The 24,309-nt window shown below is 53.5% G+C and carries 19 protein-coding genes and 7 tRNA genes; 21 read left to right on the top strand and 5 right to left on the bottom strand.

The features are described from left to right. Positions 1-65: 65 nt before the first annotated feature. The 8 genes from ybfF to tcuC all read left to right on the top strand — a co-directional run bounded on the left by ybfF (position 66) and on the right by tcuC (position 7,740). Positions 66-839, top strand: a complete 774-nt coding sequence (gene ybfF, locus ACZAHD_RS04760; RefSeq protein ID WP_462455751.1) for an esterase — start codon at positions 66-68, stop codon at positions 837-839. A gap of 133 nt (positions 840-972) precedes the next feature. Next, positions 973-1,266, top strand: a complete 294-nt coding sequence (gene ybfE, locus ACZAHD_RS04755) for a LexA regulated protein (RefSeq protein ID WP_462455750.1) — start codon at positions 973-975, stop codon at positions 1,264-1,266. Positions 1,267-1,416: 150 nt separating this feature from the next. Continuing rightward, positions 1,417-1,947 (top strand): flavodoxin FldA, encoded by a 531-nt coding sequence (gene fldA / locus ACZAHD_RS04750; protein ID WP_462455749.1) that lies wholly within the window; start codon positions 1,417-1,419, stop codon positions 1,945-1,947. A gap of 299 nt (positions 1,948-2,246) precedes the next feature. Continuing rightward, a complete protein-coding gene (gene fur, locus ACZAHD_RS04745; protein ID WP_462455748.1) occupies positions 2,247-2,699 on the top strand; it encodes a ferric iron uptake transcriptional regulator in 453 nt (150 codons plus the stop codon). A 136-nt stretch (positions 2,700-2,835) separates the two neighbouring features. Next, positions 2,836-3,762, top strand: a complete 927-nt coding sequence (tcuR, locus tag ACZAHD_RS04740; RefSeq protein WP_100685674.1) for a tricarballylate utilization LysR family transcriptional regulator TcuR — start codon at positions 2,836-2,838, stop codon at positions 3,760-3,762. 97 nt (positions 3,763-3,859) lie between these two features. Beyond that, on the top strand, positions 3,860-5,263 hold the full coding sequence (gene tcuA / locus ACZAHD_RS04735) for an FAD-dependent tricarballylate dehydrogenase TcuA (protein WP_100685675.1): 1,404 nt from the start codon (positions 3,860-3,862) through the stop codon (positions 5,261-5,263). Further along, positions 5,250-6,389, top strand: coding sequence for a tricarballylate utilization 4Fe-4S protein TcuB (gene tcuB, locus ACZAHD_RS04730; RefSeq protein ID WP_462455747.1), 1,140 nt, complete (start codon positions 5,250-5,252; stop codon positions 6,387-6,389). The genes tcuA and tcuB overlap by 14 nt, the downstream gene beginning before the upstream one ends. Positions 6,390-6,444: 55 nt before the next feature. Beyond that, positions 6,445-7,740, top strand: a complete 1,296-nt coding sequence (gene tcuC / locus ACZAHD_RS04725; RefSeq protein WP_462455746.1) for a tricarballylate/proton symporter TcuC — start codon at positions 6,445-6,447, stop codon at positions 7,738-7,740. A 52-nt stretch (positions 7,741-7,792) separates the two neighbouring features. Here the strand turns inward: tcuC and ACZAHD_RS04720 are convergent, their stop codons facing one another. The 4 genes from ACZAHD_RS04720 to nagE all read right to left on the bottom strand — a co-directional run bounded on the left by ACZAHD_RS04720 (position 7,793) and on the right by nagE (position 13,894). Then, positions 7,793-8,125 carry a ChiQ/YbfN family lipoprotein gene (locus ACZAHD_RS04720; RefSeq protein ID WP_462455745.1) on the bottom strand — a complete coding sequence of 111 codons (333 nt, stop codon included), beginning with the start codon at positions 8,123-8,125 and terminating at the stop codon, positions 7,793-7,795. 47 nt (positions 8,126-8,172) lie between these two features. Continuing rightward, entirely contained in the window at positions 8,173-9,576 is a 1,404-nt protein-coding gene (chiP, locus tag ACZAHD_RS04715; RefSeq protein WP_462455744.1) for a chitoporin ChiP, read from the bottom strand. A 451-nt stretch (positions 9,577-10,027) separates the two neighbouring features. Continuing rightward, a complete protein-coding gene (gene glnS, locus ACZAHD_RS04710; RefSeq protein WP_462455743.1) occupies positions 10,028-11,695 on the bottom strand; it encodes a glutamine--tRNA ligase in 1,668 nt (555 codons plus the stop codon). Between the two features lie 177 nt (positions 11,696-11,872). Then, positions 11,873-13,894 carry an N-acetylglucosamine-specific PTS transporter subunit IIBC gene (nagE, locus tag ACZAHD_RS04705; protein ID WP_462455742.1) on the bottom strand — a complete coding sequence of 674 codons (2,022 nt, stop codon included), beginning with the start codon at positions 13,892-13,894 and terminating at the stop codon, positions 11,873-11,875. 313 nt (positions 13,895-14,207) lie between these two features. On the opposite strand from nagE, the gene nagB reads away from it, so the two are divergent. The 12 genes from nagB (at position 14,208) to ACZAHD_RS04645 (ending at position 21,276) form a co-directional block, all read left to right on the top strand. Continuing rightward, positions 14,208-15,008, top strand: a complete 801-nt coding sequence (gene nagB, locus ACZAHD_RS04700; protein ID WP_462455741.1) for a glucosamine-6-phosphate deaminase — start codon at positions 14,208-14,210, stop codon at positions 15,006-15,008. Between the two features lie 129 nt (positions 15,009-15,137). Beyond that, the gene (gene nagA, locus ACZAHD_RS04695) at positions 15,138-16,286 is read left to right on the top strand and encodes an N-acetylglucosamine-6-phosphate deacetylase (RefSeq protein ID WP_462455740.1); all 1,149 of its coding nucleotides are present in this window, start codon (positions 15,138-15,140) and stop codon (positions 16,284-16,286) included. Positions 16,287-16,293: 7 nt separating this feature from the next. Next, complete coding sequence (nagC, locus tag ACZAHD_RS04690) at positions 16,294-17,514, top strand: DNA-binding transcriptional regulator NagC (protein ID WP_462455739.1); 1,221 nt, start codon at positions 16,294-16,296, stop codon at positions 17,512-17,514. A 45-nt stretch (positions 17,515-17,559) separates the two neighbouring features. After that, the gene (locus ACZAHD_RS04685) at positions 17,560-18,312 is read left to right on the top strand and encodes an HAD-IIA family hydrolase (protein WP_015584887.1); all 753 of its coding nucleotides are present in this window, start codon (positions 17,560-17,562) and stop codon (positions 18,310-18,312) included. A 279-nt stretch (positions 18,313-18,591) separates the two neighbouring features. Continuing rightward, positions 18,592-20,256, top strand: coding sequence for an asparagine synthase B (gene asnB, locus ACZAHD_RS04680; protein ID WP_462455738.1), 1,665 nt, complete (start codon positions 18,592-18,594; stop codon positions 20,254-20,256). 225 nt (positions 20,257-20,481) lie between these two features. Further along, positions 20,482-20,558: transfer RNA gene (locus ACZAHD_RS04675), tRNA-Met, on the top strand. Between the two features lie 7 nt (positions 20,559-20,565). Further along, a tRNA-Leu gene (locus tag ACZAHD_RS04670) sits at positions 20,566-20,650 on the top strand. 109 nt (positions 20,651-20,759) lie between these two features. Beyond that, a tRNA-Gln gene (locus ACZAHD_RS04665) sits at positions 20,760-20,834 on the top strand. Positions 20,835-20,871: 37 nt separating this feature from the next. Then, positions 20,872-20,946: transfer RNA gene (locus ACZAHD_RS04660), tRNA-Gln, on the top strand. A gap of 21 nt (positions 20,947-20,967) precedes the next feature. Continuing rightward, positions 20,968-21,044, top strand: a tRNA-Met gene (locus ACZAHD_RS04655). 46 nt (positions 21,045-21,090) lie between these two features. Beyond that, positions 21,091-21,165: transfer RNA gene (locus ACZAHD_RS04650), tRNA-Gln, on the top strand. A gap of 36 nt (positions 21,166-21,201) precedes the next feature. Beyond that, a tRNA-Gln gene (locus tag ACZAHD_RS04645) sits at positions 21,202-21,276 on the top strand. A 149-nt stretch (positions 21,277-21,425) separates the two neighbouring features. Here the strand turns inward: ACZAHD_RS04645 and ubiF are convergent. Beyond that, positions 21,426-22,601, bottom strand: a complete 1,176-nt coding sequence (ubiF, locus tag ACZAHD_RS04640) for a 3-demethoxyubiquinol 3-hydroxylase (RefSeq protein WP_462455737.1) — start codon at positions 22,599-22,601, stop codon at positions 21,426-21,428. Between the two features lie 208 nt (positions 22,602-22,809). Here ubiF and miaB point away from each other — a divergent pair, with 208 nt between their 5' ends. Beyond that, complete coding sequence (miaB, locus tag ACZAHD_RS04635) at positions 22,810-24,234, top strand: tRNA (N6-isopentenyl adenosine(37)-C2)-methylthiotransferase MiaB (protein ID WP_462455736.1); 1,425 nt, start codon at positions 22,810-22,812, stop codon at positions 24,232-24,234. Positions 24,235-24,309 lie beyond the last annotated feature (75 nt).

The following is a 24,309-nucleotide window of genomic DNA, read 5'->3' as shown; positions in this document are numbered from 1 at the left end:
CAGCCGGATGGCAGAATGTCCAACATAATACCCTAACCCGACGAAGCGAAAAAAAGAACTTTGCCATGAAATTAAATAGCCGCACGCAATCTGCACAAAATCCGCACAATAATTCCCCTGTTGTCCTGGTTCACGGTCTGTTTGGTAGTCTCGACAACCTGGGCATCCTCGCCCGCGACCTGGTGAACGACTACGATATTTTGCAGGTAGATATGCGTAACCACGGTCTTTCCCCCCGTTCACCGGAGATGACCTACGCGGCGATGGCGCAGGATCTGATCGATACTCTTGACGATCGGCAGATCGAGAAAGCCACCTTTATTGGTCATTCGATGGGGGGGAAAGCGGTCATGGCGCTCACCGCGCTGGCACCGGAGCGCATCGCTGGCCTGGTCGCCATTGATATTGCCCCGGTGGACTACCACGTGCGTCGCCATGATGAAATTTTCAACGCCATTAATGCCGTCACCGACGCTGGTGCCGCGTCTCGTCAGCAGGCGGCCGCAGTGATGCGGGAACATCTACAGGAAGAAGGCGTAATTCAGTTTCTGCTGAAATCTTTTGTTGACGGCCAGTGGCGCTTTAATGTGCCGGTATTATGGGATCAATATCCGCACATCGTGGGCTGGCACACGGTTCCCGCCTGGCCCCATCCGACCTTGTTCATTCCGGGGGGCAACTCTCCCTACGTCACCGATGACTACCGCGATACCCTGCTCGCCCAGTTCCCGCAGGCGCGGGCGCACGTCATCGCCGGTGCCGGCCACTGGGTACATGCGGAGAAACCGGAAGCCGTCCTGCGCGCTATTCGTCGCTATCTAACCGCTTTGCAGGCTTAACTGACTAAAAACTGCCCGACCGCGCTGCAGAATGCCCGCGGTCGTTGGCGCAGCGGTTCGCCTGATGTATTATGGCGCGCTATCTGTGTCGGCTATAGCCCGGCAACTTGTTTCCCCGAAGTCACTCTGAATCATGGCAAAAGAACAAACGGACCGTACGACATTAGATTTGTTCGCAACCGAGCGTCGCCCGGGTAGACCAAAGACCAATCCGCTTTCGCGCGATGAACAACTGCGCATAAATAAACGCAATCAGCTCAAACGCGATAAAGTTCGCGGCCTGAAGCGTGTGGAGTTAAAGCTCAACGCTGAAGCGGTTGATGCGCTCAACGAACTGGCGGAAGCTCGCAATATGAACCGCAGCGATTTGATCGAAGAGATGCTAATGAACCAGCTGGCAACCCTGCGCGGTTGGGACAAAGCCTGAAAATCCTTAAAAAAAAGACTTTCATGTAGCAGAGTGTGCAGTCGGGCGTGATTGCTGTTTCCGCGCCCTCCCCTGTTCTGCTATGATTGCCTTTATCTGCGGGCATTACGCCACTACCACATCATTAAGTTTCAAGAGGTTATTTTACTCATGGCAATCATCGGCATCTTTTTTGGCAGCGACACGGGCAACACCGAGAATATTGCAAAAATGATTCAGAAGCAGCTTGGTAAAGATGTTGCTGATGTTCACGACATTGCCAAGAGCAGTAAAGAAGATCTGCAAGCCTACGATATCCTGCTGCTCGGCATTCCGACCTGGTACTACGGTGAAGCTCAGTGCGACTGGGATGATTTTTTCCCGACGCTGGAAGAGGTCGACTTTAACGGTAAACTGGTTGCGCTGTTTGGCTGCGGCGATCAGGAAGACTACGCGGAATACTTCTGTGACGCGCTGGGCACCATCCGCGATATCATTGAGCCGCACGGCGCCACCATCGTTGGCCACTGGCCAACTGCGGGCTATCATTTTGAAGCCTCTAAAGGCCTGGCGGATGACGATCATTTTGTCGGTCTGGCTATCGATGAAGACCGCCAGCCGGAACTGACCAACGAACGCGTGGATAAATGGGTTAAGCAGGTCGCTGAAGAACTGCACCTCGAAGAGATCAAAAACGCCTGATGCCGGATGATTGTGTGGCGTTATCATAAATTTTCGCCGCATTAATAGATAGAAGCAATCAAACAAATAGCTACAAGTTTTTAACTTTTAATCACATATCTGTACAATGTCCTCTGATTTAACGAGGTCAGGTGACGCAGTTTGTAGCTGGTGCCTCGTTTTTGACAGCATACAAGGCCCGATACTTGCAGTTTTCATTTGACGATGGCAGTTCTATAATGAGACGCATTGCATCGGGTGATTCTCTGTATTACTTCCGCTGATGGAAGTAGATCGTTTAGCAACAGGACAGATTCCGCATGACTGACAACAATACCGCATTAAAGAAGGCTGGCCTGAAAGTCACACTTCCACGATTAAAAATCCTGGAAGTCCTGCAGGAACCGGATAACCATCACGTCAGTGCGGAAGATTTATACAAGCGCCTGATCGACATGGGTGAAGAGATTGGTCTCGCTACTGTTTATCGCGTGCTGAACCAGTTCGACGATGCTGGCATTGTGACTCGCCACAACTTCGAAGGCGGTAAATCTGTTTTCGAACTGACCCAGCAGCATCATCACGATCACCTTATTTGCCTCGATTGTGGCAAAGTGATCGAATTCAGCGATGAGTCTATCGAAGCGCGTCAGCGTGAAATCGCCCACCGTCATGGCATCCGCCTGACCAACCACAGCCTGTACCTTTACGGTCACTGTGCGGAAGGCGACTGCCGTGAAGATGAACATGCACACGACGCGCAGGAAAAGTAATTTTCCTGCCGCGTTAAGCGCAAAAAGCCAACCTGACAGTTGGCTTTTTTTATGCGTGGAATCTGCCGCTCGACCTTCCCTCCCGGGCGATGTTGCTTTACTGTGAAATTCCTTTCCGTCTTACCCGAGAATCGACATGGAACTTCGTCAGCTACGTTACTTCGTCCGGATTGTGGAAACCGGCAGCATGGGCAGCGCTGCGCTCGATCTCAATATTGGCGTCTCGGCGCTCAGCCAGCAAATGACACGCCTGGAAAATGAACTCTCCATTCGCCTGCTGCAGCGCACCTCACGCGGCGTCACTCCCACCAATGCTGGCCTGGCCTTTTACTCTCAGGCGCAGCTGGCGCTACGCCATGCTGATGATGCGATCCTTGCTGCCCGGGAAGCTCGCCTGTCCGGGCACGTCAGCGTCGGCATGGCTCCCAGCACCGCATCAATACTGGGGATGCCTTTTATTAATGCGATGCGGGAAAGCTATGCTGATGTGCGCCTGCACGTCGTGGAAAGTCTCTCCGGCAATCTGGAACGAATGATCAACACCCGCCAAATTGATTTAGCCGTCGTTTTCCAGAAAGAGAAAATCCTGCGCTGGAGCGCCAGACCCATCCTCGAAGAACGGCTATTTTTGATTGGAACCTACGCCGTACTGACCGAGATTGCTGACGACACCATTTCCCCCTCGCAGCTGGCGAATATTCCCCTGATTATGCCCAGTCAGGGTCACGGCCTGCGCGGCAGGCTAGAGGCTATCAGCCAGGAACATGCCCTGAAGCTGGACATTGCCGCCGAAATTGATGGTCTGACCCTACTGATGCGCGCCGTGCGCAGCGGTCTTGGAGCGACACTGCAGCCCGGGGCTGCAATTTCCCACCTTGATAAAGAGGCATTAAGAGTGATCGGCGTCCATAACCCGATACTCAGTCGCCCCAACTTTTTAGTGAGCCTGTCTGACGATGAGCTCACTCCGGCAGGCCTCGCCGCCCGCGTGGTGCTCAGCAAAGTCATGCGCCAGCTGGTGGAAACTGGCCACTGGCCTGGGGCCACTCTTTACGCCAACTAAAGAGGTCTTTAGCCGAGCAGCATAGCGCCCACACAACTCCTGCGTATACATTTCAATTACAGATTTAACAATTGGTTAAAGAGTAATGGAGTCTACGATGGTTGATGTACTGGTGATTGGCGGAGGCAATGCCGCGTTATGTGCCGCCTTAACCGCCCGCGAAGCAGGAGCGTCGGTGCTGTTGCTTGAGGCTGCCCCACGCGAATGGCGCGGGGGAAATTCCCAGCATACCCGCAATTTACGCTGCATGCACGATGCGCCGCAGGATGTGCTGGTGGACAGCTATACCGAAGAGGAATTCTGGCAGGATCTCTGGCGAGTCACCGAAGGCAATACCAATGAAGCGCTGGCGCGTCTGGTGATCCGCACCTCGTCGCAATGTCGCGACTGGATGCGCCAGCACGGCGTTAACTTTCAGCCTCCCCTCTCCGGGGCACTGCACGTGGCGCGGACCAATGCGTTCTTCATGGGTGGCGGCAAAGCCCTGGTGAATGCCTACTACCGGAGCGCGGAAAAGCTGGGCGTACAAATTCGTTACAATACGCCGGTGCAGGCGCTTGAGCTACGCAACGGCACGTTTGTCGCAGCCATCGCGGGAGAGGAGCGCATTGCCGCCAAATCCTGCGTACTTGCTGCCGGTGGTTTCGAATCCAACCGCCAATGGCTCCGTGAAGCCTGGGGGGAAAACGCGCGCGGCGAGTGGCCTGCCGATAACTTTCTCATTCGCGGCACCCGCTTTAATCAGGGGGTACTGCTCAAATTTATGATCGATGCTGGTGCAGATATTATCGGCGATCCCTCTCAGTCGCACTGCGTGGCGATTGATGCCAGAGCACCGCTGTATGACGGTGGCATCTGTACCCGCGTGGACTGTGTCTCGTTAGGGGTGGTGGTTAACCGTGACGCGGATCGCTTTTATGATGAAGGCGAAGATTTCTGGCCGAAGCGTTACGCCATCTGGGGACGTCTTGTTGCCCACCAGCCGGGGCAAATTGGTTATTCCATTATCGACAGTAAAGCGATCGGCCACTTTATGCCGCCGGTTTTCCCTGGCGCGCAGGCTAATACGCTGGAAGAACTGGCCCGCCAGCTAGGCCTGGATGCTATGCGCTTTACCCACACGGTGAATCAATACAATCAGGCCTGCCAGCCGGGACAATTCGATCATACCACCCTTGATAACTGCGTAACGGCCGGTCTGACGCCGCCGAAAACTCACTGGGCACGCCCGATCGATACCCCGCCTTACTACGGATATGCCCTGAGACCGGGGATAACTTTCACCTATCTGGGGCTGAAAGTGAATGAACATGCGGCGGTTCACTTCGCCGGACAGCCAAGCCGCAATCTGTTCGTTGCTGGCGAGATGATGGCCGGCAACGTGCTTGGTAAAGGCTATACCGCAGGCGTTGGCATGTCTATCGGCACGACCTTTGGGCGTATCGCCGGCAAAGAGGCCGCCCTGGCCGCAGGTAAGGAGGCGCACCATGAAGCCGCTTGAGAAATTAATCATCGAGGCTCAAATTCTTAGCGAGCCAGAAGCAGAAGTCGAACGCGTCATGCAGGTCTGTAATGCCTGTCGCTATTGTGAAGGCTTTTGCGCGGTGTTCCCGGCGATGACCCAGCGCCTTGAATTCGGTAAAGCAGATATTAATTATCTGGCGAACCTGTGCCACAACTGCGGTGCCTGTCTGCATGCCTGTCAGTACGCGCCGCCGCATGAATTTGCGATTAACGTGCCGAAGGCGATGGCAGAAGTCAGGCTGGAAACGTATCAACATTATGCCCAACCAGCCGCTTTCGGCGCGCTGTATCGCCGGGCGGGCGTGACCGTTACGCTGACGCTGGTCTTTGGCCTGATTCTCTTTTTACTCCTCGCGATGGGGTTGAAAGGCTCGCTGATTCATCCCCCTTTAGCGGGCGATTTCTACCAAATCTTCCCGCACAGTCTGCTGGCGTGGATGTTTGGTTCGGTGTTTATTGTGGCGATCGGTTTGCTCATGGCGGGCGTTGTCCGCTTCTGGCGAGAGATCTCTCCCGGCACGCCGCGCTCCGCAGACATTGCCGAGGCCTCACACAACGCGTTGACGCTGAAATATCTTGATGGCGGACACGGCAAGGGCTGTAACGAAGCGGATGATGCCTTTACGTTAATGCGCCGTCGCTTTCACCACTTCACCTTCTACGGTTTTATGCTCTGTTTCACTGCTACCCTGGTTGCGACGGGATATCACTACTTCGCCGGTTGGGAAGCGCCCTACCCGTTTTTCAGCGTTCCGGTGCTCCTCGGCACGCTGGGCGGTATTGGTCTTGTTGTCGGCCCGGCGGGCCTGCTGTGGCTGAATCTGAAACGCTCAGCGCTGCATGGCGACCCGCGGCAGAAGCCGATGGATCGCGGCTTTATATTGCTGCTGTTGCTGACCAGTCTGACTGGCCTGGGACTACTGGCGGGGAGAGAAACATCGTGGATGGGTATTCTGCTCGCCATCCATCTCGGCGTGGTCATGGCACTCTTTTTGACTATCCCTTACGGAAAATTTGCCCACGGATTTTACCGCTGCGCTTCTTTACTCAAATGGGCGATAGAGAAGCGCCGTGGAAAGCAAACGGGGGTCGCTGGCGACTAACCCACACACTCTTACCTCTATAAATACAAGATAAAGACAATGGAGAGCAAACCCTATGACTCAATCCACATCGCGCGCCGGAACCTTCGGCGCAATACTGCGTGTGACCAGCGGTAATTTCCTCGAACAGTTCGACTTTTTTCTGTTCGGTTTTTACGCTACCTATATCGCAAAGACCTTCTTCCCGGCGGAGAGTGAGTTCGCCGCATTAATGTTGACCTTTGCCGTTTTTGGCTCCGGTTTTTTGATGCGCCCTATCGGGGCTATTGTGCTGGGCGCCTATATCGACAGAATCGGTCGACGCAAAGGGCTAATGGTGACCCTGGCGATCATGGGCTGTGGCACGCTGCTGATCGCCCTGGTTCCCGGTTATCAAACCATCGGCATCCTGGCACCAGTGTTGGTTTTACTGGGGCGGTTGCTACAGGGGTTTTCCGCTGGCGTGGAGTTAGGCGGGGTTTCCGTTTATCTCTCTGAGATCGCCACGCCAGGAAATAAAGGCTTCTATACCAGCTGGCAGTCTGCCAGCCAACAGGTGGCGATCGTCTTTGCTGCACTGATTGGCTACGCTCTGAACGCCACGCTGGGGCACGATGAGATTTCCGAATGGGGCTGGCGGATCCCCTTCTTTATTGGCTGTATGATTATTCCGCTAATTTTTGTTTTACGCCGCTCGCTCCAGGAAACGGAAGCCTTTTTACATCGGACCCATCGTCCTGACACCCAGGAGATTTTCACCACGATGGCTAAAAACTGGCGCATCATCGGCGCTGGCACTCTGCTGGTGGCGATGACGACAACCACATTTTATTTTATAACCGTCTATACCCCGACCTATGGAAGAACGGTTTTGCACCTCAGCGCGCGGGATAGCCTGATTGTCACGATGCTGGTTGGCATTTCCAACTTTATCTGGTTACCAATCGGCGGCGCAATTTCCGATCGCATCGGGCGTCGCCCGGTGCTAATGGGCATTACCATACTTGCTCTGCTCACCACATGGCCAATGATGAACTGGCTTACCGCCGCGCCGGATTTCACGCGTATGACGCTGGTGCTGCTCTGGTTCTCGTTCTTTTTTGGTATGTACAACGGCGCAATGGTTGCTGCACTCACCGAGGTGATGCCTGTGTATGTGCGCACCGTGGGCTTTTCACTCGCGTTCAGCCTCGCCACCGCCATTTTCGGCGGCCTGACGCCGGCTGTCTCTACCGCACTGGTTCAGATGACTGGCGATAAGAGTTCACCGGGATGGTGGTTGATGTTCGCCGCACTGTGCGGACTCGCCGCTACCGCGATGCTGTTTGGTCGTCTCAGTCGCAATTATCAACCGGCGGAACATAAACTCTGAAACGCCAACGGGCGGAGATAATACTCCGCCCGTTTTCTTACTGTCGCCCGTTTTATTTCGTCGTGTTGTTGCTGCGAATCTCTTTCCAGATGCGATCGCAACGCGCTTTCACCGCCTGGTCGTTACCGGTACGGGTTGCCTGAATACACTGTTGGTAATCCAGAACGCGCACGCTTTCCTGGTTGGCAAACGCCTGATGCTGTTTCTCTTCTTTCAGCACGTCCAGAACGCTCTGACAGGCCTGAACCTTGTCCGGGTTGCCTTCCGCCGTATTGATACAAGCGCTATAAGCCTCTTTTAGTTTCGTATCTTCCTTCGGCGCGGGAGCCTGCGTACAGGCTGTCAGGCCCGATGCCATAACCGCGATGAGCAATAGCTTCTTCATAATTAACCTCTCAGGTTTGCGGCAGGTTTATGCCTGCCGCAGCGGCATCAGAAAATAGTGAACGGAGCGATAACCACGAACTTCACGTCACGCTCATCCTGGAAGATGTTGCCATAGCCACCGCTCCAGCTCGGGATATCGGAGTGGTTGTCGTATTGGGTAAAATGCAGTTTAAACAACGTTCCTTTGGCCCGACCGTCCTGTACGGTGTACATGGCATCCAGGCTATACGCGGACTCTTCCAGACGTTTGTCCGGATTGTAGTAGGCGTCTGGTGTGGACATTCTGCCCGGTTTGGCATCCCAAGCGTAAACGTATGACGCGCCAAACGCCCAGCCCGGCATATTCCAGTTTTTCATGTCATACATCGCGCCGAAGAAGACGGCTTTTTCACCGTTGGCGTTGAAGTCAGAACGGTTATCCCACCATATATCAAGACGACCGTTAGAAGAGGCATAGGTCGGGGTCATACGTTGCAGGAAGTAGCCCTGCTGGCCTTCAGCTTTTACCCAGGTGCCCTCCAGACGCAGGTCGAGGACGTCAGCGACCTTGTAGCCAAAGGTCAGCGCCTGCAGCCAGGCGGTACCGTCGTAGATATCGTTCGTACCGCCATTACTGACTTTGTCGCGCGTGCCATAGAACTGGTAGCTGGTGTTTAACGGTGTACCTGCGATATCAAATTTGTAGCTGGCCTTGGCAAAATACTGGTCGATATAGCCTTCAGCCTGACCAAACGCCGCTTCCAGCACGAGGTCATTTTTAAAATCGTATTTGGCGCCCAGGGAGTGCAGATAATCGACTTTGGTTTTCTTGTCGTTCTGGTAGAAATTATCCATTTCGATGTGCCACGGCGCTTTGTATTCGTTCGTCCACATATAGGAGAAACTCAGCGCACCGGCGTCACCGTAATCAAAGTTGGCCCCGGCTTCGGCCCCCTGATAAGTCCCCGGCATAAAGCTCCAGTGCGGAGCCAGCAGCGTTTGCCCGGCTGGCTGGATATAACCGCCGCGAGCCCATACCGGGCCATATTTAAATTTCGCCGCCGCTTTATACAGGCTGATCCCGCTCTTGTCGCCAGAATAATCTTCGTCGTAGCCTTTATTTTTCGAGGAGAAGGCAATTTCGTTCGGATGACCGCTTTCACTGCTTTCCGCCATTTCAATCGCGGTGAAGGCAGCCACGTCAATACCAAACATATCAGCAGCATAGCCGGACTGGAAATCCAGATTGGCGTTCCAGGTCGAATGGGAAAGGTTGGTTTTGTATTTATCACCGTCGGTCACATCTTTACGGTCGCGCTCACGCTGCCAATAATAGATGCCGCCGGTTAAGGTGGAATCATCAATAAAACCTGCTGCGCTGGCCTGCGGAACAACAATCCAGCCCGACATCGCGGTGACGGCGGCAATAGCCAGCGCCAGCGTACTACGTTTGCCACTAAACGTACGCATGTGCATATCCTCTTTGACGTTTTAAAAACGCGGTGCCAAAGGCAAGCCGCGAAAAAATAAATAAGACTGCAAAAAAGTGGAGCGGTAAAAGCCACATAACCACTGTTGATAGACTATTTTTCGTGACGCGAATTATCAATCTCTTTCGCCGATCAAAGCTTAAGATTATGACAAAGCGCACATATTCTATTTCTTTTTGTAACCAAATTAGCTCTCATACTTTTTTCGTGTAAGTAATTACTAAATCGAAAGAAAATAACGAATGAAAACGCTTACAGCCATTTTATATAGCGGCGGGAGGAGTGGCGGGCCTGACAGATATGGCAGAAAGCAAACAAGATTAATTCGCATCGCGAAAATATTAAGCTTAATCCCCTGATTCCAAAATAAAAAAACGCCGCGAAATGCGACGTTTTTACGCAGAGACGACAACCGGGTCGCGATAAAAAAGTTACTCGCCGACTTTCGCCCAGGTATCACGTAGGCCAACGGTGCGGTTAAACACCAGATGCGCTGTGGTTGCATAGCGGCTATCAAGACAGAAATAACCTTCACGCTCAAACTGATAGGCTTTGCTGGCTTCGGCACCGGCCAGGCTTGGCTCAGCGAAGCCCTGTTTGATCACCAACGATTCAGGGTTCATCACCGTCAGGAAGTCTTCTTCCGCCCCCGGGTTCGGCACGCTGAACAGACGATCGTAGAGACGTATTTCCACCGGCAACGCATGCGCCGCGCTGACCCAATGGATAACGCCCTTCACCTTGCGACCATCGGCAGGATCTTTGCTCAGCGTATCGGCATCATAGCTACAGAAGATCGTGGTGATCGTGCCCTCTTCATCCTTCTCGACACGCTCGGCCTTGATCACGTAGGCATTACGCAGGCGAACTTCTTTACCCAGCACCAGACGCTTGTACTGCTTATTCGCCTCTTCACGGAAGTCGGCGCGATCAATCCAGATCTCAGCGCTAAACGGTACTTCGCGGCTACCCATCTCCGGTTTATTCGGATGATTCGGCATCGTCACCATTTCGCTTTCACCCTGCGGGTAGTTTTCGATGACCAGCTTAACGGGGTCGATAACGGCCATGGCGCGCGGAGCGTTTTCGTTGAGATCTTCGCGGATGCAGGATTCCAGCGACGCCATCTCAATGGTGTTGTCCTGCTTGGTCACCCCAATACGCTTGCAGAATTCACGAATAGAACTGGCGGTATAGCCACGACGACGCAGACCGGAAATGGTCGGCATGCGCGGATCATCCCAGCCTTCCACGTGCTTCTCGGTAACCAATTGGTTCAGCTTACGCTTGGACATCACAGTGTATTCGAGATTCAGACGCGAGAATTCGTACTGACGCGGGTGAACCGGGATGCTGATGTTGTCCAGCACCCAATCATACAGGCGACGGTTGTCCTGGAACTCCAGCGTACACAGGGAGTGCGTAATGCCCTCCAGCGCATCGCTAATGCAGTGCGTGAAGTCGTACATCGGATAGATGCACCACTTGCTGCCGGTCTGATGATGATCGGCAAATTTAATGCGATACAGCACCGGATCGCGCATGACGATAAACGGCGAGGCCATATCGATTTTCGCGCGCAGGCAGGCTTTCCCCTCGGCAAATCCACCGCTACGCATTTTTTTAAACAGTGCCAGATTCTCTTCCACGCTGCGGTCGCGGTACGGGCTATTTTTACCCGGCTCTTTCAGCGTGCCGCGGAATTCGCGGATCTCTTCGGCCGACAGTTCGTCAACATAGGCCAGGCCTTTGCTAATCAGCTCAACGGCATACTGATGCAATTGGTCAAAATAATCAGACGAGTAGCAAACATCCCCGGACCAGTGGAAACCTAACCACTGCACGTCGTTTTTAATCGACTCTACGTATTCAATATCTTCTTTCACCGGGTTGGTGTCATCGAAACGCAGGTTGCATTGACCTTGATAATCCTGAGCAATACCAAAGTTCAGGCAAATAGACTTCGCGTGGCCAATGTGCAGATAACCGTTCGGTTCCGGCGGGAAACGAGTATGAACGGTGGTGTGCTTACCAGTAGCCAGATCTTCATCGATGATCTGACGAATAAAGTTAGTCGGGCGGGCTTCTGCCTCACTCATCGTGGGTTCCTCAAAGCGTAAACAACGTATAACGGCACATGATCTTACAAGCGGGGCGTAGAGACAACTATTAGTTACTGAAAATACGTATTTGAAGAAGATTATGGGGTCAGATGCGCCAAAAAAAAGCGGCGGAGGTTTCCCCCGCCGCTCAGGCATAAATGCTACTCAGGAGCCTTACTTGCCTTTAATCTCATACAGCGGCGTCTGGCCTGCCACAACCTTACCGGTAGCCTGAATCACCAGCGCACTGTAATCATCGCTGTTGCTGCACACGACCGGGCTGATCATTGAACGGGCATTGGCATTCAGGAAATCCAAATCCATTTCCAGAATTGGCTGGCCGGTTTGCACTTCCGCGCCCTCTTCAACCAGACGTTTGAAGCCCTGGCCGTTCAGCGCCACGGTGTCGATGCCCATATGGACGACGATTTCCGCGCCATTTTCCGTTTCCAGGCAGAACGCGTGGTTGGTGTTGAAGATCTTCACGACGGTACCTGCAGCCGGAGCCACGACGGTTTTGTCGGTCGGTTTCACCGCCACGCCATCGCCGACCGCTTTGCTGGCGAAGGCTTCATCAGGCACCTGCTCCAGCGCAACGATATCACCGGTAATCGGCGATACCAGCGCCGCAATAGTTTTGGCGTTAGCCACGGCCTGCGGTTTTGCCGTCGGAGCGGCGGCGGCCGGCGCAGCGTTGCCTTCTGCCGCAGGTACCGAACCCGTCGTTTTCATCGCATTAGCGATTTTTTCCGCCACGAAGCCGACAATAATCTGTACGCTCGTTTTGTTCAGACGAATCACGCCAGATGCGCCCAGACGTTTCGCCAGCGCCTCGTTCACCAGAGAAGAGTCCTTAACATTCAGACGCAAACGGGTGATACACGCATCGATACCAGTCAGGTTGTCAGAACCGCCGACGGCGGCGATGTACTGACGTGCCAGACCCGTCACATCCTGCTCTTTGCCACTGCTGACATTCACATCCTGACCATCCGCTTCGCTACCGGCAACGGCCAGTTCGCGACCTGGGGTCATCAGATTGAATTTAGTAATGGTGAAGCGGAAGATCACGTAGTAAATAACGAAGAAGACCAGACCCTGAGGGATCAGCATGTACCAGTGGGTTGCCAGCGGGTTACGAACCCAAAGCATCATATCCACCAGACCGGCACTGAAACCGAATCCTGAAATCCAGTGCATGCTGGCAGCGATGAACACAGAGATACCGGTCAGCACAGCGTGAATGACATACAGCACCGGCGCAACGAACATGAAGGAGAATTCCAGCGGTTCGGTGATCCCGGTAAAGAAGGAGGCAAAGGCGCCCGCCATCATAATACCCAGCACTTTCGCTTTGTTCTCAGGACGTGCGCAGTGGTAGATAGCCAGCGCTGCACCCGGCAGGCCGAACATCATGATCGGGAAGAAGCCCGCCTGGTAACGACCAGTAATACCGATTTCTGCTTTTCCTGCAGCGATAGACTGCGCGCCGCCGAGGAAGTTAGGAATATCGTTAATACCGGCAACGTCAAACCAGAACACGGAGTTGAGCGCATGGTGCAGGCCGACCGGAATTAGCAGGCGGTTGAAGAATGCATAGATACCCGCACCAGCAGAACCCAATTTCTGGATGTGTTCGCCGAAGTTTACTAAACCACCAAAAATGATCGGCCACAGATACATCAAAATGAATGCTACGGCGATCATCACAAAGGATGTCAGAATTGGCACCAGACGGCGGCCGCTAAAGAATGACAACGCTTTTGGCAGTTCAACACCACTAAAGCGATTGTACAGTTCTGCAGAAATAATACCGACGAGGATACCCACAAACTGGTTTTCAATCTTCCCAAATGCTGCAGGCACTTGATCAACAGGGATTTTTTGAATCATCGCCACCGCAGCCGGAGAGCAAAGAGTGGTTAAAACAAGGAAACCGACAAAGCCGGTCAGTGCCGCTGCACCGTCTTTATCTTTGGACATACCATAAGCCACACCAATGGCAAACAGTACTGACATGTGATCGATAATGGCGGAACCCGATTTAATTAATAATGCAGCCAGGGCGTTGTCCCCCCCCCAACTAACCGGGTCAATCCAGTAACCGACACCCATTAATATCGCTGCCGCCGGCAGCGTGGCAACCGGCACCATAAGCGCGCGGCCAACCTTTTGTAGATAACCTAGAATACTCACTTTATTCCCCCTATGAGACCCGGATAAGGCTCATTCAAAGCCAATTTTTTATTGTGTAACCAGGTTGGTTTTTTAACTTACTTGCAAAGTGTGTGGAAAATTAATTCGTATCGCAAATTAAATGCGTTTTTTTTGTGACAATAATCACCAAATATCGTATTAACCCCTCCCTTTGACTGGCTAACATCGAAAACTTATTTTATCATTCAAAAAATCAACACGGATTGACCCCGCTGGTCGTGGTGACTGTAATACTCTTAATAGTATGCTGGCGCCAATCCGCCAGGTTCTAATTTAACTATAGAGGTGAAGAATGAGACTGATCCCCCTGGTAACCGCTGAACAAGTCGGCAAATGGGCCGCTCGCCACATCGTTAACCGCATTAACGCGTTCAAACCGACGGCGGATCGTCCGTTTGTCCTGGGTCTGCCTACCGGTGGTACGCCTCTGACTGCTTACAAAGCGCTGGTTCAAATGCACAAATCAGGCCAGGTTAGCTTTAAGCACGTTGTAACCTTCAACATGGACGAATACGTTGGTCTGCCGAAAGAACATCCGGAAAGCTATCATAGCTTCATGCATCGTAATTTTTTTGATCACGTTGATATTCCGGCAGAAAACATTAACCTGCTGAACGGCAATGCGCCAGATATCGATGCAGAATGCCAGCGTTACGAAGAAAAAATCCGCTCCTACGGTAAAATCAACCTGTTTATGGGCGGCGTCGGCAACGACGGGCATATCGCATTCAACGAACCCGCCTCTTCACTGGCCTCCCGCACCCGTATTAAAACCCTGACCCATGACACCCGCGTGGCAAACTCCCGCTTCTTCGACGGCAACGTGGACCTGGTGCCAAAATATGCGCTGACCGTGGGCGTGGGCACTCTGCTGGATGCGGAAGAAGTGATGATTCTGGTACTGGGTCACCAGAAAGCGCTGGCGCTGCAGGCGGCGGTTGAAGGCAACGTCAACCATATGTGGACCATTACCTGTCTGCAGCTACACCCGAAAGCGGTTGTCGTCTGCGACGAGCCGTCCACCATGGAGCTGAAAGTGAAGACGTTGAAATACTTCAATGAATTAGAAGCCGAAAGCGTCAAAGGGCTGTAAGGTAGTCTCGTCCTGCGGCTTCTCCGCGGGACATTTCATTTTTTTGCTACACCAACTCCGCCAGGCGGCATCAAACCAACCCGATAAAAAGCCAGCCTGCAACAGAGTGTGTGTGAACCGGGGGTCGTAATGTATGCATTAACCCAAGGCCGGATTTATACCGGTCATGAAATTCTGGATGACCATGCGATTATCATCGCTGATGGCCTTATCGAACGAATCTGTTCACTGGCTGATTTGCCGTCGGAAATTGAGCAACGCACGGTCAATGGCGCCGTTCTTGCCCCCGGTTTTATCGACGTACAGCTGAACGGCTGTGGCGGCGTGCAGTTTAACGACAGCCCTGATGCCGTCACCGTCGAAACGCTGGAAATTATGCAGAAGGCCAACGAACGTTCTGGCTGCACCAGCTATCTGCCGACGCTGATTACCTCCAGCGATGATTTGATGAAACAGGGCGTGTGCGTCATGCGCGAGTACCTGCAAAAACATCCGAACCAGGCGCTGGGCCTGCACCTTGAAGGCCCATGGCTGAACATGGTGAAAAAAGGGACGCACAACCCGGACTACGTTCGTAAGCCGGAAGCGGCACTGGTCGATTTTCTGTGTGAAAACGCCGATGTGATCACCAAAGTAACTCTTGCCCCTGAGCGCGTCAGTACCGAGGTGATTCGTAAACTGGTGGCTGCCGGGATCGTCGTTTCCGCAGGCCACTCCAATGCCACGCTGAAAGAGGCGAAAATCGGTTTTCGTGCCGGCATCACCTTTGCCACGCATCTGTACAATGCCATGCCGTATATTACCGGTCGTGAACCGGGTCTGGCAGGCGCGATTTTCGACGAACCGGACGTTTACTGCGGTATTATCGTCGATGGCATGCACGTTGATTATGCTAATGTGCGCAATGCAAAACGCCTGAAAGGCGACAAGCTGTGCCTCGTCACTGACGCAACCGCCCCGGCTGGCGCGCATATTGATCAGTTCATTTTTGCCGGTAAAACAATATACTACCGTAACGGGCTGTGCGTGGATGAAAATGGCACTCTCAGCGGTTCTTCACTGACCATGATTGAAGGTGTCCGCAATCTCGTCGAACATTGTGGTATCGCGCTGGACGAAGTGTTGCGGATGGCAACGCTCTACCCCGCGCGCGCAATTGGCGTAGAGAAACAGCTCGGCAGCATCGCACCGGGAATGGTCGCTAACCTGACCGCCTTCACCCGCGATTATAAAATCATCAAGACCATCGTTAATGGTAACGAGGTCGTCACTGAGTAAGTAAAGAATGACAGCAGGCGGACATGCTCAAATTGGTAACGTTGATCTCGTAAAACAGCTGAACAGCGCGGCCGTGTATCGGCTCATTGACCAGAACGGCCCCATTTCGCGCATTCAGATCGCGGAACAAAGCCAGCTTGCCCCTGCCAGCGTGACGAAAATCACGCGTCAACTGATTGAACGCGGGCTGATCAAAGAAGTCGATCAGCAGGCCTCTACCGGAGGCCGCCGCGCCATCTCTATTATTGCGGAAACCCGCAACTTCCATGCTATCGGCGTGCGCCTTGGTCGCTACGACGCGACCCTGACCCTGTATGATTTAAGCAGCAAGACGCTGGAAGAAGAACATTTCCCGCTGCCGGAACGTACGCAGGAGACGCTGGAACATGCGCTACTGAACATCATTGCGACCTTTACTGAACGCTGCCAGCGCAAGATCCGCGAACTTATCGCCATCTCGGTGATCTTACCCGGGCTCGTCGACCCGGAAAGCGGTGTGATTCGCTATATGCCGCATATTCAGGTTGAGAACTGGGGGCTGGTTGAAGCGCTGGAAAAACGCTTTAAAGTCACCTGTTTTGTTGGCCACGATATTCGCAGCCTTGCGCTGGCGGAGCACTATTTTGGTGCGAGTCAGGATTGCGAAGACTCTATTCTGGTGCGCGTCCATCGCGGTACCGGCGCGGGAATTATCTCCAACGGCCGCATTTTCATTGGCCGTAACGGCAACGTCGGCGAGATAGGCCATATTCAGGTCGACCCGCTGGGCGAACGCTGTCACTGCGGCAATTTTGGCTGCCTTGAGACCGTCGCGGCCAATGCGGCCATCGAACAACGTGTGCGTTACCTTCTTGAACAGGGCTACCAAAGTAAACTGACCGCAGACGAGTGCACGATCAAAGCCATTTGCAAAGCCGCCAATAAAGGCGACGCCCTGGCCTGTGAGGTCATCGAATATGTGGGGCGTCACCTGGGCAAAACCATTGCTATCGCCATTAACCTGTTTAATCCGCAAAAAGTGGTGATCGCCGGCGAAATAGTCGAAGCAGAGAAGGTGCTGCTACCCGCGATTCAAGGCTGCATTAACGCTCAGGCACTGAAGGCGTTTCGCAAGAATCTCCCGGTCGTTCGCTCCACGTTGGATCACCGCTCCGCCATCGGTGCTTTTGCGCTGGTGAAACGCGCCATGCTCAACGGTATTCTGCTCCAGCGTTTGCTGGAAAGCTAACGCGGCTATATAGTTTCGCCTTTCTTCAACGATGTCGGACTGTCCATGACCATTCAAAACGTAATCTGTGATATTGACGGCGTGCTGATGCACGACAACGTGGCCGTACCGGGCGCTGCTGAATTTATCAAACGCATTCTTGAGAAAGATATGCCGTTGGTGATGTTGACCAACTACCCTTCCCAGACCGGGCAAGACCTGGCAAACCGCTTTGCGACCGCCGGGATCGACGTGCCGGATAGCGCCTTTTATACCTCCGCGATGGCCACCGCTGATTTTCTGCGCCGCCAGGAAGGCAAGAAAGCCTACGTGGTTGGTGAAGGCGCGCTGATTCATGAGCTTTATAAAGCCGGCTTTACCATTACCGACGTCAATCCAGATTTTGTTATCGTCGGTGAAACCCGTTCCTTTAACTGGGAAATGATGCATAAAGCGGCCTTTTTTGTCGCCAACGGCGCGCGCTTCATTGCCACCAACCCGGACACTCACGGTCGCGGCTTCTATCCGGCCTGCGGCGCTCTCTGTGCCGGGATTGAAAAAATCTCCGGCCGCAAGCCGTTCTACGTGGGTAAACCCAGCCCGTGGATTATCCGCTCTGCGCTGAATAAGATGCAGGCGCACTCCGAGCAGACGGTTATCGTCGGCGACAATCTGCGTACCGATATCCTCGCCGGTTTCCAGGCCGGTCTGGAAACCATTTTGGTTCTCTCCGGCGTGTCGACGCTCGACGATATCGACAGCCTGCCATTCCGACCATCGTGGATCTATCCGTCCGTTGCCGAAATTGATATTTTCTGAATAAAACCACGTCCCAGGACGTGGTTTTGCATTTCTCGCAGCCGAAAAAAGAATCCCATCTAATAAAATTGGCTTATTAATGAATATCCATCAATAAAGCCGCTTAAAAGATGCTCTTTTTTTAATATTCAGTAATCGTCATTGCGTTTTTTCTTTTATTGACTGTAAATCTCTTGCGCCCTCCTCTCCTTTACGGCATTTTCTTAGGCATGCACTGAGACTTCGCGATAAGACGACGTCTGCACAACATCACAACACGACAGGGTAATGGAGAAGGTTATGTGTTCAATTTTTGGCGTACTGGATATTAAAACTGACGCAACTGAGCTGCGTAAAAAGGCACTGGAACTTTCCCGCCTGATGCGCCACCGCGGTCCAGACTGGTCCGGCGTCTACGCCAGCGATAAAGCTATTTTGGTCCATGAGCGTCTGTCTATCGTCGACGTGAACGCCGGGGCCCAGCCGTTGTACAACGTGCAAAAAACCCACGCTCTGGCGGTAAACGGCGAAATTTATAACCACCAGGTGCTGCGTGCGGAATACGGCGACCGCTACACCTTCCAGACCGGCTCCGACTGTGAAGTCATCCTCGCCCTGTACCAGGAAAAAGGCCCGGCATTCCTCGACGATCTGCAGGGGATGTTCGCCTTCGCGCTGTACGACAGCGAACAGGACGCGTATCTGATTGGTCGCGACCATATCGGCATCATTCCGCTGTATATGGGCCATGACGAGCACGGTAACTTCTACGTCGCCTCGGAAATGAAAGCGCTGGTTCCAGTCTGCCGGACAATCAAAGAGTTCCCTGCCGGTAGCTACCTGTGGAGCAAAGACGGTGAAATCCGCCAGTACTATCAGCGCGACTGGTTCGACTATGATGCGGTAAAAGATAACGTCACGGATAAAAACGAACTGCGTCAGGCGCTGGAAGAGTCCGTCAAAAGCCATCTGATGTCTGATGTGCCTTACGGCGTACTGCTGTCCGGTGGACTGGACTCGTCGGTTATCTCCGCCATCACCAAAAAATTCGCCGCTCGCCGGGTTGAAGATCAGGAACGTAGCGAAGCCTGGTGGCCGCAACTGCACTCTTTCGCCGTCGGCCTACAAGGCTCGCCGGACCTGAAAGCCGCGCAGGAAGTGGCCAACCATCTGGGTACCGTCCACCACGAGATCCACTTCACCGTGCAAGAAGGCCTTGATGCCATCCGCGACGTTATCTATCACATCGAAACCTACGATGTGACCACCATCCGCGCGTCGACGCCGATGTATTTAATGTCGCGTAAAATCAAAGCGATGGGCATCAAAATGGTGTTGTCAGGCGAAGGTTCTGATGAGGTGTTCGGCGGCTATCTCTATTTCCATAAAGCGCCAAACGCCAAAGAACTGCATGAAGAGACCGTGCGTAAACTGCAGGCTCTGCATATGTTTGACTGCGCCCGGGCAAACAAAGCCATGTCAGCCTGGGGGGTGGAAGCGCGCGTCCCGTTCCTCGACAAGCAGTTCCTTGACGTTGCAATGCGAATTAACCCGCAGGATAAAATGTGTGGTAACGGCAAAATGGAAAAACATATCCTGCGTGAATGTTTTGAATCCTATCTGCCGGCCAGCGTCGCATGGCGCCAGAAAGAGCAGTTCTCTGACGGCGTAGGCTACAGCTGGATCGATACGTTAAAAGAGGTTGCGGCGAAACAGGTCTCCGATCAGCAACTGGAAACCGCCAGCTTCCGTTTCCCGTACAACACGCCGTCTTCCAAAGAAGCGTACCTGTATCGTGAAATCTTCGAAGAGCTGTTCCCGGTACCTAGCGCTGCCGAATGCGTACCTGGCGGCCCGTCAGTCGCCTGTTCGTCGGCTAAGGCGATTGAGTGGGACGAAGCGTTCAAAACCATGAACGATCCATCAGGACGCGCCGTTGGCGTTCACCAGTCAGCTTATAAATAAACAATTTATCCAACCAACGGACCCCAAGGGGTCCGTTTTTTTATTGCTTTTTTTGCTGCTGAAAAACGATAAATAACCAAGAATTGCCGATTATTCCATCACGCTGTTCGCAACCTAACCAAACAGTCACATTCCGGCGATTTTCATTGAAAAAGGGGTTGACGCTCGCAGGCCCAATACGCATAATGCGCCCCGCAACGCCGATAAGGTAACGCGAAAAAAGATGGCTACGTAGCTCAGCTGGTTAGAGCACATCACTCATAATGATGGGGTCACAGGTTCAAATCCCGTCGTAGCCACCATCTTTTTGCGGGAGTGGCGAAATTGGTAGACGCACCAGATTTAGGTTCTGGCGCCGCAAGGTGTGCGAGTTCAAGTCTCGCCTCCCGCACCATTCACCCAAAGCGTTGCACAGATGGGGTATCACCAGGCTGTAAGATGGCCATAAAGGCTGCCGTAATAAGTTTGTAGATAACCTCTTCTGGAAGTAAAAGATTTTTTGTTGGGGTATCGCCAAGCGGTAAGGCACCGGTTTTTGATACCGGCATTCCCTGGTTCGAATCCAGGTACCCCAGCCATTTTTCTTCGATGTTTGCGGCTCACCGCGACGATTATTGGGGTATCGCCAAGCGGTAAGGCACCGGTTTTTGATACCGGCATTCCCTGGTTCGAATCCAGGTACCCCAGCCATCGAAGAATTATGATAAAATTGGCTACGTAGCTCAGTTGGTTAGAGCACATCACTCATAATGATGGGGTCACAGGTTCGAATCCCGTCGTAGCCACCATATAAAGGAGTTATTGATTCATTTCGATAAATCCAGAAAGAATTGTTGGGGTATCGCCAAGCGGTAAGGCACCGGATTCTGATTCCGGCATTCCGAGGTTCGAATCCTCGTACCCCAGCCAATTTTAAAAAGTCGTTCACACTGTGGACGCACCCGTTGGGGTATCGCCAAGCGGTAAGGCTCTGGTTTCTGATACCAGCATTCCGAGGTTCGAATCCTCGTACCCCAGCCACTTAATAACAAAAAGCTCGCTTCGGCGAGCTTTTTGTTTTCTCCGCTCGGTTCAATACTCATCGCGGTGTCAACGCCATACGCAGGCAATGACGTACAACGCGTAGCAATCATATCCCGGCGAAGCGGCGCGCCAGCCGGGAACTGCGCTTACAATCCTAACGCGTATTTCAGCGCCTGACGCTTTAAAACGCCCGCATGTGCCGCGGCCATTAAGCCGATATTGCGCAGCACGCGCACCGGCGCCAGATCGTTGGTGAAGCCGGCATAAAACAGATCCATGCCCGACTGCATAATAAAATTATCCGCCCGGCGTCGCGCCTGGTAGCGTTTCAGTACCGGCAGACTTGCCCACGCCTCACTCCGGCCTTTCGCCTCACTCAGAATATCCAGCAGGGCATCAACATCGCGATAGCCCAGATTCACTCCCTGCCCCGCCAGCGGATGAATAGTATGCGCAGCATCCCCTACCAGCGCCAGCCCCGGCTGTACATACTGCAGCGCGTGGCGACGGGTCAGTGGAAACGCCCCGGAGTTCAGCGGCGTGACGTGCCCCAGTCGGGACGGGAAGTGGCGCGCAATCTCCTGCTGCAACTGCGACATACTGATGCCCTGCAACTGGCGAATACGCGCGGGTGTGTCATACCACACCAGCGATGCCCAATTGTCGAACAACGGCAGAAACGCGCGCGGGCCAGATGGCGTAAACTGCTGCCAGGTACTGTTGCCAGGCTCCTCTGCACACTGCACGCTAATTAACATGCAGGATTGCTGATACTGCCACGCGTGAACGCCAATTCCGGCCAGCTGGCGCACCTGCGAGTTTGCACCATCGGCCCCGATAACCAGACTGGCCGCACACTCGCCGCCGTCGGTCAGACGCAATGTCGTGCAGGTCTCCTCCCGCTGCATCTCCTGTAACGAGGAGCCGACCTGGAGCGTGATGCGCTCATGCGCCGTCAGTGCCTGCCATAGGGCGAGCTGCAGAACATTGTTCTCCACCATGTAACCCAGCTCAGGCAGCTTCAGTTCAGCGGCATCAAAGGTCACATGCGCGTCCTGCCATTCCCAGGTCTCGAGACGGCGATAGGGATGCGTACGCATGGCGCGCACCGCATCCCAGACGCCGAGGCTTTTCAGTAACCCGACGGAAGCGGCGCTAATTGCCGAAATACGCACATCCGGCGGCGCAGAGGGCACAAATGCCGGCGGGGCCGAGGTCTCGATGACCGTTACGGTAAAACCGTGCTGCGCCAGCCCCAGCGCCAGGGCTCCGCCAACCATTCCGCCACCCACGATGGCGACATCTGTTGCATGAATTGTCATGGCAATTATCCTTAAACCTGAATCCGCTCAGTTTACCGGATTTTTTCTCACCTCGTGGTGATAACGCTCGTACTGGTCAGGGCGCGACCAAAGCATTACAATACGCGCCCTGCAATCCTGGCTTTATACCCGCTATCCTTCACATTGCAGAGTCATTCCCGGTGAAGAAAGTAGCTTTGGGTATATCTACTTAAGCATGAGCAAGTCGATGACAAAAAAACTCCATATTAAAACCTGGGGCTGTCAGATGAACGAATATGATTCATCAAAGATGGCCGATCTGCTAGATGTCACACACGGGTATCAACTGACCGACGTGGCGGAAGAAGCGGATGTGCTGCTGCTCAATACCTGCTCAATCCGTGAGAAGGCTCAGGAAAAAGTCTTCCATCAGTTAGGTCGCTGGAAGCTACTGAAAGAGAAGAACCCCAACCTGATTATTGGCGTCGGTGGTTGTGTCGCTTCTCAGGAAGGCCATCATATCCGGCAACGCGCCCATTATGTCGATATTATTTTCGGGCCGCAGACGCTCCATCGCCTGCCGGAGATGATCAACTCCGTTCGCAGCAACCGCAGTCCGGTTGTGGACGTCAGTTTCCCCGAAATCGAAAAATTCGACCGTCTGCCGGAACCGCGCGCCGAAGGCCCAACGGCATTCGTCTCCATTATGGAAGGCTGCAATAAATACTGTACTTACTGCGTGGTGCCTTACACCCGCGGCGAAGAAGTCAGCCGCCCCTGCGACGATATTCTTTTTGAAATCGCGCAGTTGGCCGCTCAGGGGGTTCGTGAAGTCAACCTGCTGGGTCAAAACGTCAATGCCTGGCGTGGCGAGAACTACGATGGAACGACCGGCAATTTTGCCGATCTGTTGCGTCTGGTGGCGGCGATCGACGGTATCGACCGCATTCGCTTTACCACCAGCCACCCGATCGAGTTTACCGATGACATCATTGAGGTCTATCGCGATACGCCGGAGCTGGTGAGCTTCCTGCATTTACCGGTGCAAAGCGGTTCTGACCGGGTGCTGAACCTGATGGGGCGCACTCATACGGCGCTGGAATACAAAGCGATTATCCGCAAGCTGTACGAAGCGCGCCCGAATATCCAGATTAGCTCTGACTTTATCGTTGGCTTCCCTGGCGAAACCAATGAAGATTTCGAAAAGACCATGAAGCTGATTGCCGATGTCAATCACGACATGAGCTACAGCTTTATCTTCTCTGCCCGACCGGGAACTCCGGCGGCGGATATGATCGACGACGTCCCGGAGAAGGATAAGAAGCAGCGCCTGTATATTCTGCAGGAGCGCATCAACCAGCAGGCTATGGCCTGGAGCCGCCGCATGCTTGGCACCACCCAACGCATTCTGGTTGAAGGCACCTCCCGCAAAAGCATCATGGAACTTTCAGGGCGCACCGAGAACAACCGGGTAGTCAACTTCGAAGGCACACCGGATATGGTCGGTAAGTTTGTCGATGTCGAAATCGTTGACGTTTATACCAACTCGCTGCGCGGTAAAATTGTGCGTACCGAAGAGGAGATGGGGCTGCGTATCGCGGAATCGCCGGAATCCGTTATCGCCCGTACCCGCAAAGAAAACGACCTCGGCGTCGGAACCTACCAGCCGTGATCCGTTCAGGCCTGCCGACCCCGGCAGGCCTTGTATTTCCTCTCCCCGGCCCAATATTCATCGCAATGCTTGCGC

The organism is Raoultella sp., assembly GCF_039594335.1.
GTDB lineage: Bacteria > Pseudomonadota > Gammaproteobacteria > Enterobacterales > Enterobacteriaceae > Klebsiella.
Note: the sequence above shows the minus strand (reverse complement) of the source record. Positions and strands in the feature narration are given on the sequence as shown.

Coding starts and splice junctions, on each gene's coding strand:
- ybfF (WP_462455751.1), top strand. CDS start 66: ATGAAATTAAATAGCCGCACGCAATCTGCACAAAATCCGCACAATAAT.
- ybfE (WP_462455750.1), top strand. CDS start 973: ATGGCAAAAGAACAAACGGACCGTACGACATTAGATTTGTTCGCAACC.
- fldA (WP_462455749.1), top strand. CDS start 1,417: ATGGCAATCATCGGCATCTTTTTTGGCAGCGACACGGGCAACACCGAG.
- fur (WP_462455748.1), top strand. CDS start 2,247: ATGACTGACAACAATACCGCATTAAAGAAGGCTGGCCTGAAAGTCACA.
- tcuR (WP_100685674.1), top strand. CDS start 2,836: ATGGAACTTCGTCAGCTACGTTACTTCGTCCGGATTGTGGAAACCGGC.
- tcuA (WP_100685675.1), top strand. CDS start 3,860: ATGGTTGATGTACTGGTGATTGGCGGAGGCAATGCCGCGTTATGTGCC.
- tcuB (WP_462455747.1), top strand. CDS start 5,250: ATGAAGCCGCTTGAGAAATTAATCATCGAGGCTCAAATTCTTAGCGAG.
- tcuC (WP_462455746.1), top strand. CDS start 6,445: ATGACTCAATCCACATCGCGCGCCGGAACCTTCGGCGCAATACTGCGT.
- ACZAHD_RS04720 (WP_462455745.1), bottom strand. CDS start 8,125: ATGAAGAAGCTATTGCTCATCGCGGTTATGGCATCGGGCCTGACAGCC.
- chiP (WP_462455744.1), bottom strand. CDS start 9,576: ATGCGTACGTTTAGTGGCAAACGTAGTACGCTGGCGCTGGCTATTGCC.
- glnS (WP_462455743.1), bottom strand. CDS start 11,695: ATGAGTGAGGCAGAAGCCCGCCCGACTAACTTTATTCGTCAGATCATC.
- nagB (WP_462455741.1), top strand. CDS start 14,208: ATGAGACTGATCCCCCTGGTAACCGCTGAACAAGTCGGCAAATGGGCC.
- nagA (WP_462455740.1), top strand. CDS start 15,138: ATGTATGCATTAACCCAAGGCCGGATTTATACCGGTCATGAAATTCTG.
- nagC (WP_462455739.1), top strand. CDS start 16,294: ATGACAGCAGGCGGACATGCTCAAATTGGTAACGTTGATCTCGTAAAA.
- ACZAHD_RS04685 (WP_015584887.1), top strand. CDS start 17,560: ATGACCATTCAAAACGTAATCTGTGATATTGACGGCGTGCTGATGCAC.
- asnB (WP_462455738.1), top strand. CDS start 18,592: ATGTGTTCAATTTTTGGCGTACTGGATATTAAAACTGACGCAACTGAG.
- ubiF (WP_462455737.1), bottom strand. CDS start 22,601: ATGACAATTCATGCAACAGATGTCGCCATCGTGGGTGGCGGAATGGTT.
- miaB (WP_462455736.1), top strand. CDS start 22,810: ATGACAAAAAAACTCCATATTAAAACCTGGGGCTGTCAGATGAACGAA.